Consider the following 14,999-nt stretch of genomic DNA (forward strand, 5'->3'; position numbering starts at 1 on the left):
ATATCGTCAAGGACTTACCTCTGCAATGAGGCGTTCCTTAAAACCGGGTTCATCCTTCCGCCCAACAACGCGGTGTCGCAGCAGAGGGGAGGGGTGTAATAATAGAGTGGACCCACGTATATTCCTAAAAATAAATCAAAAAACTCTCAATCCACATACTGCTTGCGCAATAAGGGACGAGAGTTGTCGTGGTACCACCCTAATTCACTGCCGCTTCGCAACGACAGTCTTCACGGTCAATAAAGACCGAAGAGGATAACGGCTCTAAACCGATCGCACCTACTCCAATTTCAATGCAATAACTCAGGAACGCTCAAGATCCATTGCCTGCCACCGATTTGCACCATCCATCGGCTCTCTGTAAGAACAAAGCAACATCTTTTTTCCATCATCGTGTTTAACGTGACTAATTTTTTCATAATGTATCATGGCTAACATGACCATGTCAATAGGCATAAATGTTTTAATGCAGATGACTTGGATCACGTTCATTTATCAGCGGTTTACTATGAAAGATGCCTAAATCATATAACTGAAAGTCGTAGAAAATTCTAGATTCAAAAAATCAGATCAGACGTTACGATGAGAGTGAATTTCGGGTAACAAAGGATAGGAAACCGGGACTTGAGGCAGGTCTTGAACCAATTTGGATTTTTGGCTATCATTTAGTATACTATCCGATTGGGCAGCCAAGTAGGTTATCCATCAAATATCTAGTAAGAGGACAGACGCAGGCAATGAAAAAATCAAAGTTTTCCAAGTTCAAGATTCAGAAGGCTGAACCACAGCAGCTTACCGAGCGCTTGCTTCTGATCAATCTATACTTTACACAAGGTTTAACTCTGATCATTGGAGTTGTATGGATTTTATTGCAGAAGCGAAATCTGTTCGACGTGCTTGCTTGGCCTGAAAGTGTTCATTTTATTTGGTGGGGGCTTGGTCTTGCAGGCATTATGCTCGTCATGGATATGGTCCTGTCTTATGTCATTCCTCAGGAGAGCATGGATGACGGAGGAATCAATGATATGCTGTTCAGGTCACGCCCCATCTGGCATATTGTATGTATAGCAGCTATTGTCGCTATTTGTGAAGAATTATTGTTTCGCGGAGCCATACAGCATGCCATTGGCCCTTACTGGACTAGCATATTGTTTGCAGTAATTCATATTCGATATCTTCGCCACTGGATTCCTACAGGTTGGGTATTTGTTTCTAGCTATGGATTGGGTTGGATTTATTTGCAATCCGGCACATTGTGGGCGCCGATATTATGTCACTTTATTATTGATTTGGTGTCCGGATTAGCGATACGTTTTCGGAGGGGATCATGAACCAGCAATTAAGCAGAATGAAGACATATGGCAGTCAACGCCACCGCCACTCGGACAAAACAGAGAAGACCGAGCGGACTGCGGCTCCTCAAGTGAACTTGGTTGCTGAACCGGCAGCTGCACTGGAGGGGGCGGGGGCATCATTGTCCACCGTATCCGTACCAAGATCACAACGCAAGTCGTATGCATCAGCATTGGAAAGCCCAGTGCTCCCCAGCCGGGCTCCAGCACGTTCCAAATCTCCGCAAAAAGCGACCGATGAAACGGTCACGGAAGCAGGTTCACTTCCTACCCGGACTGAGCTTCATCCTTCTCGCCGATTGCGGTTAAGTAAACGGTTTGTCAACTCACTCATCATTATTTTTGTTTTACTCACGATCAGCCTGGTCTGGTGGGGCATAAAAGGAGCTCCGCCACTAAACACATTTCTTCCTTGGCCTTGGTAATGATGGTCTGGTTCGCATCTGTGTTGATGGTGGTTTTCATATTGATCGTTCATATGTGGCGTGAAGCGCACCTTCACCGGGTCGTGGAGGATGACGTTGAAATAAACGCCTTACCCCTTTCGTTTGATGGAAGCGTCATTTTGTATGTATCTGACCTTCATAAGAGGAGATTGAGGCAGGAGGACATTAAGCCATTATTGGGCCAGGTGGACTGGGTTTTGATAGGTGGAGATGTAGCGGAGAAGGGGATTTCATGGTCCATCGTCAGACGCAATATGCAACTACTGACCAATATCGCACCTGCTTTTGCGGTCTATGGAAACCATGACAAACATGCCGGAACGGCTCAGTTGGCACGGATTTTTGAGGAAACCGGGGTTCGGCTTCTGCAGGATCAGGTTGTGTCTCTTCAAAAGAGGGATTCCAGCATAAAGCTGGCCGGAGCGGATTATCGGTCTCGTGGACTTAGCAATCACCTAACGGAAAAGAACAGAAATGAATGCTTGATTGTATTAATTCACGATCCACTTCAGGCAAAGAGTGTTCATGATTATGCTGATCTTATTTTAAGTGGGCACACACACGGGGGGCAACTCGTGATCCCGTTTCTTGGACCGATTTTCCTTAACCAAGCTTACCGGAATGTGTCGAACGGATGGTACACCTTGAAACGGATGAACGGTGATCCGGATGGCAAAATGCTGGTCAGCAGAGGTTATGGAACGAATCATTTGCCGCTCAGATTATGCTGTCCAGCTGAGATGCACAAGATTACTTTAAAATCGATAAAAACAAAATAAAACAGCCTTGATCTATATGGATCAAGGCTGTTTATCTATATCCTTACCTGGCTTCGAGCTCTATCGAACGAGGGTCAACAAAAGAATATCCCTTGTTCTCCAGCTTCGTTAACAAATCATCTAGGGCTTCTACAGTCCAAGGAAGTTCGTGCATCAATATATTGCTTCCGGGATTTAACTGATCAAGCACATTCTGAACGACTTTATCGGGTTTGTTCTGAGTGCTCTTGTCCCAGTCCAGCGAACCATTGGACCATGTCATGTATAACATGCCATTTTGTTTGACGGTTTCCTTCAAAGCGTCATTACCAGAACCAAAGGGGGGGCGGAAGAATTCAGGCTCCACACCAACGGTTTCTTTGACGATGTGTTGAACATCCGTTACCTGCTTGGCAGCCTCTGAAGCGGACATTTTTTTGAGATCCTCGTGATCCCAAGCATGGTTGCCAATAATCTGCTCACGCTCGTAAATAAGCTTTAACAACTCCGGATGGCTTTTGACACGATATCCATTAACGAAAAATATGGCTTTGGCATTATGCTTGTCAAGTGTATCAATTAATCCATTAATCATTTCTGCTTCCTTAGGGCCGTCATCGAATGTCAGAAGAACGACCTTCTTTTCACCCTTTTCATCATTGGGTTTGATGTAATAATTTTCATTCATATGATACGTCTTCTTAATGTGTTGTTCTTTTTTATCCTCAGTTGTTTCTTGTTCTTTTTCTTGTTCTTGTGTTTGCTCTAAGCTGTCTTGAGATGAAGGTAGATCATCTTCCACTGCGTTTGAAGTGCTGCTTTCTTCACTTGGTACAGAGGAGACCGTTTCATTTTCAGGAGCGGTGTTTTCGGTAGTAGGTGTTTCTTGCTCCCCACATGCTGACAACAGGAGACATACGGCAATAAGGATTGCGGCAGTCGTTTTAAACATAATTTCAACTCACTTTCCTGTATTTATGCGGAATGAGATGTCGTGCTTCCGCAAACACTAGTTGTGATCTTAACATAAGAGGAGGTTGGTGTAATGAAGGCGTCATCCTTTTTTTGGGGGATTGTAGTTGGTGTTGCTGCCAGTTCATATCTGTCCAAGGGCAAAATTCCCATGTTGTCTTCACTCTCGTCCGGCAACATGATGGGTCAAGCCAAGCACAAGATGATGGAAATGACTTTTCCAGGCATGGATGGATTCAGCCCTAAGAATAATGAGCATGGTGAATCCCACAAAAGTGCATTGAAAAAAACAGCAAGAGCCATTACCCCGCAGGAAAAAGAAGAAAACATGAACATGCTCAAAGATTTTATTCGCACCAATCCGGATGTTAAACATGAAGTTGAGCAAATTTTGAGTCAAACAAACACAACAGTACCCGGTTTATAAACCAAAACTACTGGAATAGAATCAACCACAGTCTTGTTTGATGTGGATTGATTCTTTTTTTGTCGATTTTACTTCGTGCATTTGCAGGTATAAAATGATAACATAACTACATAGATTTATTTTCAGCACATATTGTTTTGTGCTTCATAATCTGTTATAAGACTTGCTTATAAAGGGGAGATCCTGTATGAAAATAGAACGATTAAGTCACGATAAGATACGGATTTTCCTGACCTTTGACGATCTGAGCGAGCGCGGAATACAAAAAGAAGATATGTGGCAGGAAATACCTAAAGTTCATGAACTGTTCACTGAAATGATGGATCAGGCATATTCCGAACTTGGGTTCGATGCTACAGGTCCGCTTGCTGTCGAAGTATTCGCACTTCCCGCTCAAGGAATGGTGGTCATTGTTACGCGTGGGAAATATGATCCGCAACAATATGGTTCCGGCCATGAGGATGATCTGCCTGAAGAAGTATACGAGATGGAAGTTACACTGGAGCAGAGCGATTCCATTGTATATGCCTTTAAGGATTTTGAAATCTTGATTGAGGCTGCACATATGCTGCGTCAACATGTAACGAATGCGGGAAGACTCTATTCCTATAAAGATAAGTGGTTTCTGCATCTGGAACCGGACGAAGTCGATAGCACCAAACATGCTGCTCTAATAGCACTGCTTGCTGAATTTGGTGAGGGTTCTTCGGTTACGCCAGCGGTAATGGAAGAGTACGGTAAAGTGATTATGCCTGAACAGGCCATTGAAGTGATCTGCACCCATTTCAAACGTCAGGATTAAATTCAATTGCAAACGCGTCTTAGTCAGAGGAGGGAATTTCGGTGCTTTTGTTTTCGGTTTTAGCGGCAGCAGTAGCTCCGGGTCTCGCCTTGTTAACATATTTTTATCTGAAAGACCGTTATGATTCCGAGCCGCTTCATATGGTACTGAGAGTATTCGTCATGGGTATTTTGATGGTGTTGCCTGTGATGATTATTCAGCGGGGTATGATGCTGTGGCTCGGAGATAACCCCTACGTTGAGTCTATTCTCATTTCCGGCGGGGTAGAGGAATTTGTTAAATGGTTTGTGTTATACCACATCATTTATAATCACACGGAGTTTGATGAGCCATATGACGGTATTCTTTACGCTGTTGCTGTTTCGCTTGGTTTCGCAACGGTGGAGAATGTATTGTATGCCTTTGCGGGGAATGCATCCGTCTCAGCCATGTTTCTTCGTGCATTACTTCCTGTGTCAGGACACGCCATGTTTGCGGTAATTATGGGGTATTACATGGGTCGGGCCAAATTTACGGATGGCAAGAAGAAACGTTGGTTCTTGATGCTATCGCTGTTGCTTCCATTTTTCTGGCATGCACTGTACGATGTCATCATGAATACGATGGTAAACTACTGGCTGTGGTTCATAGCACCGCTAATGGCGGGATTGTGGTATGGAGCCATGGGCAAAATTACGCGGGCTAATAACCGCTCTCCTTTTCGATTTGTGAAACGGGAGGAAGAGGTTAAATTATAGAAATACGGACACACTGGTGGACATGGAGCGCGTACTGCGCCTGATGCCCCGGTGTGTTTTTTTGTTTTTGACCTAAAGAATCCCGGGGAATGAACAACAGAAACGGGGACAGCGTAATGAGGATAAAAATAAAAATCAGATGCAAACAGTGCGGAGAGCGGTTTACGCTGCGCGGCAAAAAAGAAAGAGGGCGAATTGAGACCGGATTCAAGCAGTGTCTGTGTGATAATCGGCATCAATTTGAAATTGAAGAAGATGGCGGTACGTCTTGGATTCAAATGAATTAAGTAGCTCTTAAAGAGTCAAACATTGTGCCGGCTGGAAAACCGATGCATAAGAGGACTTTCTTCGATCCACAATATAGATAGTGGTTCAGATGAAAGGAGACTCTACCGATGTATAAACGTTTAAGTTCAGTCATGTTTCCGATATTTGCAGTATTGCTGATCGGTGCCCTTGTGTGGGGATACCAGGAGAACCAGGAGAAAAATGCGATCTTGATCAAAGCGGAGAATCAGTATCAGCGTGCATTTCATGATTTGTCTTTCCATATGGACAAGCTGCACTCTGAAATCGGTAATACACTGGCGGTGAACTCCACTTCCCAGGGCATGCACCGTAAAGGTCTGATGAATGTGTGGCGGCTTACCAGCGAGGCGCAAAATGAGATTAACCAACTGCCGCTGACGATGCTACCTTTTAACGAGACGGAGGAATTTCTTTCTCGAATCTCAAACTTTGCTTATCAGGCTTCCATGCGTGATTTAACCAATGAACCACTAAGTGAGAAGGAAGTGGGCAACCTGAAAAGGCTGTACCAGAATTCCTCCGAGATCACTAAAAACCTGCAGGAAGTCCAGCAAAAAGTACTATCTGACCGCTTGCGCTGGATGGATGCCGAAACGGCTATGGCTACAGAAGAAGAAACGATGGATAACACCATTGTCGATGGATTTCGCACGGTGAACAAAAAAGTACAGGAGTATCCTGAACTTGATTGGGGCCCTTCGGTATCCAGCATTTATGCAAAGCGTTCAGTCAAAAAGCTGGATGGTGTTCCAGTATCGAAAGAGCAAATTCAGAGCAAAGCAGCGAAATTCTCCAATGCAGACACCAATAAGATCCATGTACAGGAGAATGGTAAAGGTACGGACTGGGAGTCCTATACCGCTACGATCAATCAGGGCAAAGAAAGCAAGTTGATGATGGACTTCACCCGCAATGGGGGAATGTTGATTTCTTACAGCGATACTAGACCGATTGGCGCGAAAAAGGTCTCACGTTCAGATGCCATGGCCAAAGCGGATCAATTTCTCGTCAATAAGGGCTACAAAGATATGAAAGCAGTAAACTACGATGAGTATGGTAACCTAGCAAACTTAACGTACGTGCGCAAACAAGGGGATACCCTGCTTTATCCGGAGAAAATGTCTGTACGCGTCGGTCTGGACACAGGTGACGTTACTGGCTTCCAGGCAAGTGATTATGTCTATGAGCATCAGAAAAAACGGCAAATACCAAAAGCGGCTCTTACCGAAGCACAGGCTCGCAAAAAGCTCAATCCTGAATTTGAGGAGAGCTATGCACGTAAGTCATTAATTGAGAATGATTACAGCAAGGAAGTATTATGTTATGAATTCGGTGGACGCATCAACGGGACGAAATACCGAATTTATATCAACGCTAATACAGGGGTCGAAGAAGCAGTTGAAGAAATTAAACCTGTGAATGCGACTTCCTAAGAATTTAAAGGGAAAACGAAACTCAATAATTTTACCAAACAGACCACCTCGTGGTCTGTTTTTTGTTATCCGCTATGAGAAAGGTCATGGTATAATAGTCCTTGTACATACGATGATGAATAGTAAGGTGGCGGTGAAGAGCTTGTATCCGAAAATTAATGAAATTTTACACATCCAAATTGCCTCAGCCGATGAAAAAGAAGAGAGTAAGGAATACAAATCCCGTATAGCAGACATGGATGATCACAGTTTTTTGATTGAAGTACCAATGCAGCAAGGTAGCAGTCGTTTGAAAAGATTGTATTTCGGCGAAGAGCTGTCCATCTCATATATCACAGAAGATGGCGTCAGACATTATTTCAATACGTACGTGACCGGATTTGAAGAAGATGTGGTAAGGCTTGTGCGTATACGCAAACCGCTGCCTGATGATATCTCAAAAATACAACGACGCAGCTTCCTGCGTGTTCATGCGAATCTTGAACTAGCCATTCAAGCAGAAGATCTGACTCGTGCGGTGGGATTGACCGAGGATATAGGTGGCGGGGGATTGTCCATATATGGAGAACCAAACTTCCCGATTGCGGAAGGACAAAAGTTGAATTGCTGGCTGCTCGTTCCTTATCGGAATTCAACGATTGAGCATGTGGCTTTCGAAGCTGAAGTGGTTCGCATTAAAACCCTCGAGTCTGGAAGACAGCTCTGCATGTTGAAGTTTACCCTGATCACAGACTCGGAGCGGCAAAAAATCATTAAGTTCTGCTTTGAACGGCAGCTGGATTATCGTACGAAGTAAGGGCACGTTTTTTGAATAAAAAGGAAATATGGCGGGAAACGTAATGGGAAAAACGGAGGTGCTTGGGTATGAATCACCGACGTACATCCCGAAGATATGAGCGGCTGTATTACGTGTTCTCCAAACGAATGGAAAGAAGACTCTTTCAGCTTATAGCCGTTTTATTCTTGTTGTTGGTGGTATACCAATTGCTGCTTCAGGTTCCATATTTCAAACAAAATGTGACCCGGATAGACCGAATGGAGGGGACACCAATTCACATGGAGCTTTCAACGAAAAGGGAACATCAATGAATTGGCTGTTTTTGCATCCATGTGTATAGTGTGGTATAATTTTCACGATGCAGGCAATGCCTGTTTTTTTATTGAGGCTTATCGTTTGAGGAGGAATGCCCCGTTGGCAAGCCAGAACACATCAGAGAACGGGAAGATGAACGTTGCAATTGACGGACCTGCTGGTGCCGGGAAAAGTACCGTGGCCCGATTGGTTGCAGAGGCGCTCGGTTATATTTACGTCGATACTGGCGCAATGTACCGCGCGGTAACCCTACACATGATTCGGAAAGGGATTTCTCCGGATAATGTATCAGAGGTACTTCAAGAAGCCCACAAACTGGTCATTGATTTACAGCCGGACCCGGGCGGACAGAAAGTGTTCTGTAACGGGGAAGATGTAACCTCGGAAATCCGCTCCCGTGAAGTTACGGGGATCGTGTCCCGATATGCGCAAATCGAGGGGCTGCGTTCGCAATTAGTGGATACTCAGCGGCAAATGGCTTTGCGCAAGGGCGTCGTCATGGATGGACGCGATATCGGAACGACAGTATTGCCCGATGCGGAAGTGAAAATCTTCATGACTGCCAGTGTGGAAGAGCGCGCACTTCGCCGCTTCAAAGAACTGGACCCCTCTGAAGGACTGACGTTAAAGCAATTGGAGCGAGACATTGCCACACGTGACAAATTGGATGAAGAGCGGGAAATATCCCCACTTCGCTGTGCCGAGGACGCAACTGTTCTTGATACAACCAAGATGAGTATTCATGAAGTGGTTGACAAAATCGTATCTTATTGCACAATGGTCAGAGGAGAGGTTGGTCTATGATTTACACATTTTGCAGCACAGTACTGCGGATCATTTACACCATTCTTTTCCGCCTGGAAGCAGTTGGACGGGAGAATATCCCCCAAGAGGGCGGCGTACTTTTATGTTCTAATCATATCAGTAACTTTGATCCTCCAACGGTAGGTATTAAAATTCGCCGGCAGGTACGCTTCATGGCCAAAAGTGAATTGTTTGATGTTCCGGTACTTGGCAAGATCATCAAGGCTGTGGGCGCGTTTCCCGTTAAGCGTGGAGGCGTTAGCAAGGAATCCATCAAAACTTCACTAAACATTTTGCGCAATGGTGAAGTGCTTGGCATATTCCCTTCCGGGAGTCGGCACAACGATGGAGGCATCGGCAAAAAAGGTGCAGCGAGTTTTGCTCTTCGGAGTGGTGCTACCGTTATCCCTACTGCTATTATCGGCAACTACAAGCTATTTCGTAAGATGAAAGTGGTGTATGGAGCACCGGTGAATTTGGACGAGTTTAAGGAAGATCCTTCTGGTGATGCACTGGAAAGAGCAACTGAAAAGATTATGTCCAAAATTAATGAGATGGTGAAAACAGGTGTACCGAGCAAATAATTTGCTCTTCACCGAAAGTCTGAATGCATTATTTCCATATTTTTGAGGGAAACTAATCCGAGCCATTCAGCGTTGAAAGTGTTTTGAACTCTGCTACAGGCAGGTTTGAATATAATGGGGTTTTTGAATTGAGGAGGGTATTTGACATGTCGGAAGAAATGAAAAATCAAGAAGCAACCCAAGATGAGTTGGATCAATTCGTTTCCTTGAAAAAAGGAGATACTGTAAAAGGAACCATCGTCAAATTGGAAGATAACCAAGCCTATGTGAGCATTGGATATAAATATGACGGTGTAATTCCAATTCGCGAACTGTCCTCATTGCATGTTGACAGCGCGTCTGATGCAGTAGAAGTTGGACAAGAAGTTGAAGCTAAAGTACTTAGCATCGACGACGAGAAAGAAAAACTCGTTCTGTCCAAACGTGCAATCGACAGCGAAAACGCTTGGGATCAATTGCAAAAGCACTTTGAAGACCAAGATGTATTCGAAGTTGTTGTAGCTGACGTGGTAAAAGGCGGTCTGGTAGCAGACGTGGGCGTACGCGGATTTATCCCGGCTTCCATGGTTGAGCGCCATTTCGTAGAAGACTTCAGCGACTACAAAGGACGCACACTGCGCGTTAAAGTGAAAGAGATCGATCGTGAGAACAACAAAGTGATCCTTTCCCAAAAAGACGTTCTGGAGCAAGAATTCGAAGCTAACAAAGCTGAGGTTATGGCTGGTCTGCAAGAAGGCCAAGTTATCGAAGGTACAGTACAACGTTTGACTCAATTCGGAGCATTCGTTGATGTAGGCGGAGTTGACGGTCTGGTTCACGTTTCCGAGCTCGCTTGGACGCATGTGGACAAACCATCTGATGTCCTTTCCGAAGGTGACAAAGTCAGCGTTAAAGTGCTGAAAGTTGACCCTGAAAAAGGCAAAATCAGCCTGAGCATGAAAGCTGTTCAACCAGGACCTTGGGAAACAGCTGGCGAGAAATTCAACACTAGTGATATCGTAACAGGTGTTGTTAAACGTCTGGTTGATTTCGGAGCATTTGTTGAAATCGCTCCTGGTGTTGAGGGACTTGTGCACATTTCACAAATTTCCCACAAACACATCGGCACTCCACACGAAGTGTTGAAAGAAGGTCAGGAAGTTCAAGTTAAGATTCTCGACATGAACCCTGCTGAGCAACGTGTAAGCCTGAGCATCAAAGAAACAGAAGAAGCTCCTGCCCAAGCGCCAAAAGCTGAAAGACCTGCTAGAAACAACGCACCGCGTGAAGAAATCAACAACCCGAACGTTTCCTTGAGCAACCAAGGTATGAGTATCACACTCGGCGAACGTTTCGGTGACAAACTCAGCAAATTCAAATAAGTTATTCATGCATGGTTCTAAGTTATACTGCATATTTTGCTGAACAATAAAAGCAAGATCGGCGAGCCCCAGCGGGTTCGCCGATTGTTGTTATTGTGAGCATTCTTGGCATGAAAGGTTAGCCAAGACATGTGTTTTTTGCTATGATGAGTAACGTAAGTATGGACAGGAGGAGTGGAATGTATGGCAAGACCCGTTGTGGCAATTGTCGGGCGACCGAACGTGGGTAAATCCACTATTTTTAATCGGATTATCGGCGACAGACTGGCCATTGTGGAAGACAAGCCGGGCATTACCCGTGACCGGATCTACGGAATCGGTGAATGGAACGGTAAACCATTCAGTATTATCGATACAGGTGGTATCGAAATCGACGGCGAGGATGTCATTCTTAAATCAATTCGGATGCAGGCAGAGCTCGCCATTGAAGAAGCGGATGTTATTGTATTCATGTGTGATGCAAAAGCAGGAATTACGCAATCTGACGAAGAAGTCGCAGAGATGTTGTACCGCTCAGGCAAGCCTATTGTTGTAGCCGTTAACAAAGTGGATAATATTGGGCGCAGTGAGCTCATTTACGAGTTTTACGGATTTGGATTTGGAGATCCGATCGGTGTATCCGGAAGTCATGGTACGGGTATTGGTGATTTGCTGGATGCGATTGTTGAAAAATTGCCTGAACTTGAAGAAGAAACATACGATGAAGACGTCATTCGTGTTGCTCTAATCGGACGTCCAAACGTTGGTAAATCTTCATTGGTGAATGCCATCTTGGGTGAGGAACGCGTAATCGTAAGCGATGTAGCCGGAACGACGCGTGATGCCATTGATACCCCGTTCGAAAAGGATGGGCAACGTTACGTGCTGATTGATACAGCAGGTATGCGTAAACGTGGTAAAGTGTATGAAACTACCGAGAAATACAGTGTTATGCGTGCTATGCGTGCCATTGAACGTGCTGATGTCGTTTTGGTCGTCATTAACGGCGAGGAAGGCATCATTGAACAGGACAAGCACATTGCAGGTTATGCATTTGAAGCCGGTAAAGCTTCCCTGTTCGTTGTGAATAAATGGGACGTGGTGGATAAAACAGATAAAACGATGAATGAGTTTGAGAAAAAAATTCGGGATCACTTCCTGTTTATGACTTATGCTCCCGTAGTCTTTTTGTCAGCCAAAACAAAACAACGCTTACAAAAATTGCTTCCTGTGGTAACTCGTGTAGCTCAGCAGCATGCTATGCGTGTTCAGACGCATTTGCTTAATGATGTTGTATCTGATGCCGTGGCTATTAATCCACCGCCTACAGACAAGGGACGCAGAATGCGGATTAACTACGTGACACAGGTTGCTGTCAAACCGCCGACCATGGTTATTTTTGTAAACGATCCGGAATTGATGCACTTCTCTTATGAGCGTTACCTGGAGAATAAAATCCGCGGAGCGTTTGATTTTGAAGGTACGCCAATTCGCATATTTACTCGGAGGAAGTCCGACGAAGGTTAGGGGAGAAGTTTGTGATTTTACCAATCGCAGCGATTGTACTGAGCTATCTGCTCGGTTCAATCAGCTTTAGTGTCCTCCTTGCAAAGGCAATACGGGGGATCGACATTCGTCAGCATGGCAGCGGAAACGCAGGCGCTACCAATACATTGCGAATATTGGGTAAAGGACCGGCTATTCTTGTGCTGCTGTTGGATGTCCTTAAAGGTATTGCGGCTGTATGGATTGGAGTGTGGCTCAGTAACGGCTCCGAGTGGATTCCTGCAATTTGCGGTATAGCAGCGATTGCAGGACATAACTGGCCGCTCTACTTCCGATTCCGTGGGGGAAAAGGAATTGCAACAGCAATTGGCGTACTCGCCACTCTTGCATTCGTTCCTGCAGTTTCTGCCGGAATTTTTGCAATCCTGTCCATCGTTTTGACACGTTACGTTTCACTGGGTTCTCTTATTTTTGTAGCATTAACACCAATCTTCATCCTAGTGTTCCCGGGATATTCCATGAATCTATTCTGGGGAAGTCTGATTATTTGTCTGTTTGCTTTTTGGAGACATCGCACCAACATTGCGAAGCTTGCCAGAGGACAGGAAAATAAATTAGGAGCCAATAAACCTGGGGGTGGAAAACGCGTTGTCTAAAAAAGTTGCCGTCCTGGTCGCAGGCAGTTGGGGGACCGCTCTCGCAAGTGTGCTGGCCGCCAATGGGCTGGAAGTGACGATGTGGACACGTGGTGAAGAGCAGGCCGCCGAAATTAACAACCAGCATCGGAACAGTCGTTTTCTACCTGGTGCAGAGTTATCACCTCGCATTCAGGCAACGACTAATATGGGGGATGCCGTTCAAGGGGCATCGGCCGTTTTGATTGTTGCGCCTTCCTCAGCCATGCGTTCGGTAGTCAACCAATTCAAGGCGTATTATACGCCAGACATGTTAATAATCCATGCAACCAAGGGATTTGAAACGGAAAGCCTCAAACGGATGTCGACGGTGATCTCTGAGGAACTTGAATGCGAAGAAGGGCATATCGTTGTACTTTCGGGTCCGAGTCATGCGGAGGAAGTGGTCAAACGCTGTCCTACAACAGTGGTTGTGGCTTCACTGGACAAAGCCGCAGCAGATGCTGCTCAGGCATTATTCATGAATGCCTATTTCCGTGTGTATACGAATCGGGATATGCTTGGCGTGGAGCTGGCAGGTGCTTTCAAAAATATTATCGCACTTGGTGCAGGGATGTCGGATGGCCTGGACTTCGGAGATAATGCAAAAGCCGCTCTATTGACTCGTGGATTGGCAGAGATCACCCGGATTGGCGTGGAGATGGGAGCAAACCCGCTTACGTTTGCGGGCCTCGCAGGAATCGGTGATTTGGTGGTTACCGCGACAAGTCAACATAGCCGGAACTGGCGGGCCGGCTCTATGCTGGGACAAGGACAAAAGCTGGAGGATGTACTGAATTCCATGGGAATGGTCGTAGAAGGAATTCGTACGACAAAAGCAGCCTATTTTATCTCCCAGAAATACGGGGTGCAGATGCCGATTGCGGATCAACTATACCATGTTCTCTTTCAGGATCGCGAGCCGCGTGATGCGGTTGAGGCACTTATGGGCCGAGATCCCAAGACCGAAATGGAAGTTATGAAACTGGAAACATGGGAACAGTGGCACTCCTGATTCTCCATTGCTTCACTCACCAGAAATAAAGAAGCTCATTCACCTTTTCATCGCTACACTCATACTATACACATGAGTATTGCCGGAGGAGGGGAGACGAATGGGTAACAACATTTCTAAGGATGCACTGAAAGCGATCAATAAAAAAACGGGCAAAACAATTACAGAAGGTGCTGTCAAGAAACTGGCGAGCACAGTAAAACCGTCCACCATGCAAAATGAAGCTCAGCTGCGCCAATTGATTAAACAAGTATCCGCCATGGCGAAAGTTCCGGTATCTGAAGATACGGTTCAGGATATTGTAAGTGCGGTCAAAAAAAGTGGACTGAATCCAAACAGCATGGAATCATTAATGAAAATGATGATGAAAAAATAATAGATCGTTTTTGCTTCTGCAACGTGTGCAAGCAAGACAAAAAGATGAGTCAGCTAAGGCTGGCTTTCTTTTTGTCTTTTTTTTGGAAAAGTCCTCTGAATTTCGTGTTATAATAATTTCAATTGTCACCGTGTCAGTGATGAATAACAGATTGAAGGGGAGACTGCTGGATTATGAGCGCAATGGACAAGATGTGGCTGTCATTGGTTGCAATTCTGATTATGGGATTGTCTGTATTCCTGATCACCTTCGCGAGAGCCAAAACCAAAGGCTTTGTGCGAGGGATTCTGTCATTGATCGCGTTTCTGATTATGCTGATTGGTTTTTTCGGCGGAATTGCATCGCTCACTTGATCTTATTCTTGCGTGCAG

General features: G+C 45.2%; 19 protein-coding genes and 1 other annotated feature. Of the genes, 18 read left to right on the top strand and 1 reads right to left on the bottom strand.

Annotation, left to right across the window (positions count from 1 at the left end):
• Window positions 1–169 precede the first annotated feature (169 nt).
• Window positions 170–401, bottom strand: a binding site (T-box leader).
• A gap of 336 nt (window positions 402–737) precedes the next feature.
• Genes ABIC22_RS19745 through ABIC22_RS19755 form a run of 3 tightly spaced genes read left to right on the top strand, consistent with a single transcriptional unit; the run spans window position 738 to window position 2,577 of the window.
• A complete protein-coding gene (locus tag ABIC22_RS19745) occupies window positions 738–1,331 on the top strand; it encodes a type II CAAX endopeptidase family protein (RefSeq protein WP_127540237.1) in 594 nt (197 codons plus the stop codon).
• On the top strand, window positions 1,328–1,777 hold the full coding sequence (locus ABIC22_RS19750) for a hypothetical protein (protein WP_127540239.1): 450 nt from the start codon (window positions 1,328–1,330) through the stop codon (window positions 1,775–1,777). Before ABIC22_RS19745 ends, ABIC22_RS19750 begins: the two co-directional genes overlap by 4 nt.
• 41 nt (window positions 1,778–1,818) lie before the next feature.
• Window positions 1,819–2,577 (top strand): metallophosphoesterase, encoded by a 759-nt coding sequence (locus ABIC22_RS19755; protein ID WP_354483258.1) that lies wholly within the window; start codon window positions 1,819–1,821, stop codon window positions 2,575–2,577.
• Window positions 2,578–2,620: 43 nt separating this feature from the next.
• Here the strand turns inward: ABIC22_RS19755 and ABIC22_RS19760 are convergent, their stop codons facing one another.
• Complete coding sequence (locus tag ABIC22_RS19760) at window positions 2,621–3,508, bottom strand: polysaccharide deacetylase family protein (RefSeq protein ID WP_127540243.1); 888 nt, start codon at window positions 3,506–3,508, stop codon at window positions 2,621–2,623.
• A gap of 93 nt (window positions 3,509–3,601) precedes the next feature.
• Between ABIC22_RS19760 and ABIC22_RS19765 the strand changes: the two genes are divergently transcribed.
• The 15 genes from ABIC22_RS19765 to ABIC22_RS19835 all read left to right on the top strand — a co-directional run bounded on the left by ABIC22_RS19765 (window position 3,602) and on the right by ABIC22_RS19835 (window position 14,981).
• Complete coding sequence (locus tag ABIC22_RS19765) at window positions 3,602–3,955, top strand: hypothetical protein (RefSeq protein WP_095361945.1); 354 nt, start codon at window positions 3,602–3,604, stop codon at window positions 3,953–3,955.
• A gap of 187 nt (window positions 3,956–4,142) precedes the next feature.
• On the top strand, window positions 4,143–4,757 hold the full coding sequence (locus tag ABIC22_RS19770; protein WP_095361944.1) for a genetic competence negative regulator: 615 nt from the start codon (window positions 4,143–4,145) through the stop codon (window positions 4,755–4,757).
• 41 nt (window positions 4,758–4,798) lie between these two features.
• On the top strand, window positions 4,799–5,494 hold the full coding sequence (gene prsW / locus ABIC22_RS19775; protein WP_095361943.1) for a glutamic-type intramembrane protease PrsW: 696 nt from the start codon (window positions 4,799–4,801) through the stop codon (window positions 5,492–5,494).
• Between the two features lie 116 nt (window positions 5,495–5,610).
• Window positions 5,611–5,781: a hypothetical protein gene (locus ABIC22_RS19780; protein WP_354483261.1), complete on the top strand. Its 171-nt coding sequence runs from the start codon at window positions 5,611–5,613 to the stop codon at window positions 5,779–5,781.
• A gap of 108 nt (window positions 5,782–5,889) precedes the next feature.
• Window positions 5,890–7,236 carry a germination protein YpeB gene (ypeB, locus tag ABIC22_RS19785; protein WP_127540245.1) on the top strand — a complete coding sequence of 449 codons (1,347 nt, stop codon included), beginning with the start codon at window positions 5,890–5,892 and terminating at the stop codon, window positions 7,234–7,236.
• Window positions 7,237–7,378: 142 nt separating this feature from the next.
• Window positions 7,379–8,032: a flagellar brake protein gene (locus ABIC22_RS19790; protein ID WP_354483263.1), complete on the top strand. Its 654-nt coding sequence runs from the start codon at window positions 7,379–7,381 to the stop codon at window positions 8,030–8,032.
• 68 nt (window positions 8,033–8,100) lie between these two features.
• The gene (locus ABIC22_RS19795) at window positions 8,101–8,325 is read left to right on the top strand and encodes a hypothetical protein (RefSeq protein WP_127540249.1); all 225 of its coding nucleotides are present in this window, start codon (window positions 8,101–8,103) and stop codon (window positions 8,323–8,325) included.
• A gap of 103 nt (window positions 8,326–8,428) precedes the next feature.
• Window positions 8,429–9,133: a (d)CMP kinase gene (cmk, locus tag ABIC22_RS19800; RefSeq protein ID WP_095361940.1), complete on the top strand. Its 705-nt coding sequence runs from the start codon at window positions 8,429–8,431 to the stop codon at window positions 9,131–9,133.
• The gene (locus tag ABIC22_RS19805) at window positions 9,130–9,717 is read left to right on the top strand and encodes a lysophospholipid acyltransferase family protein (protein WP_127540251.1); all 588 of its coding nucleotides are present in this window, start codon (window positions 9,130–9,132) and stop codon (window positions 9,715–9,717) included. The genes cmk and ABIC22_RS19805 overlap by 4 nt, the downstream gene beginning before the upstream one ends.
• Before the next feature lie 146 nt (window positions 9,718–9,863).
• Window positions 9,864–11,078 (top strand): 30S ribosomal protein S1, encoded by a 1,215-nt coding sequence (gene rpsA, locus ABIC22_RS19810; protein WP_095292903.1) that lies wholly within the window; start codon window positions 9,864–9,866, stop codon window positions 11,076–11,078.
• 183 nt (window positions 11,079–11,261) lie between these two features.
• Entirely contained in the window at window positions 11,262–12,584 is a 1,323-nt protein-coding gene (der, locus tag ABIC22_RS19815) for a ribosome biogenesis GTPase Der (RefSeq protein ID WP_095292901.1), read from the top strand.
• Window positions 12,585–12,595: 11 nt separating this feature from the next.
• Window positions 12,596–13,219 carry a glycerol-3-phosphate 1-O-acyltransferase PlsY gene (gene plsY, locus ABIC22_RS19820; protein ID WP_127540253.1) on the top strand — a complete coding sequence of 208 codons (624 nt, stop codon included), beginning with the start codon at window positions 12,596–12,598 and terminating at the stop codon, window positions 13,217–13,219.
• Entirely contained in the window at window positions 13,212–14,252 is a 1,041-nt protein-coding gene (locus ABIC22_RS19825) for an NAD(P)H-dependent glycerol-3-phosphate dehydrogenase (protein ID WP_127540256.1), read from the top strand. The genes plsY and ABIC22_RS19825 overlap by 8 nt, the downstream gene beginning before the upstream one ends.
• 100 nt (window positions 14,253–14,352) lie before the next feature.
• Window positions 14,353–14,628 carry a stage VI sporulation protein F gene (locus ABIC22_RS19830; protein WP_056696692.1) on the top strand — a complete coding sequence of 92 codons (276 nt, stop codon included), beginning with the start codon at window positions 14,353–14,355 and terminating at the stop codon, window positions 14,626–14,628.
• A 173-nt stretch (window positions 14,629–14,801) separates the two neighbouring features.
• A complete protein-coding gene (locus ABIC22_RS19835; RefSeq protein WP_095292896.1) occupies window positions 14,802–14,981 on the top strand; it encodes a DUF2768 family protein in 180 nt (59 codons plus the stop codon).
• Window positions 14,982–14,999: the final 18 nt, after the last annotated feature.

This window comes from Paenibacillus sp. PvP094 (assembly GCF_040546835.1).
In the GTDB taxonomy this organism is placed as follows: domain Bacteria; phylum Bacillota; class Bacilli; order Paenibacillales; family Paenibacillaceae; genus Paenibacillus; species Paenibacillus illinoisensis.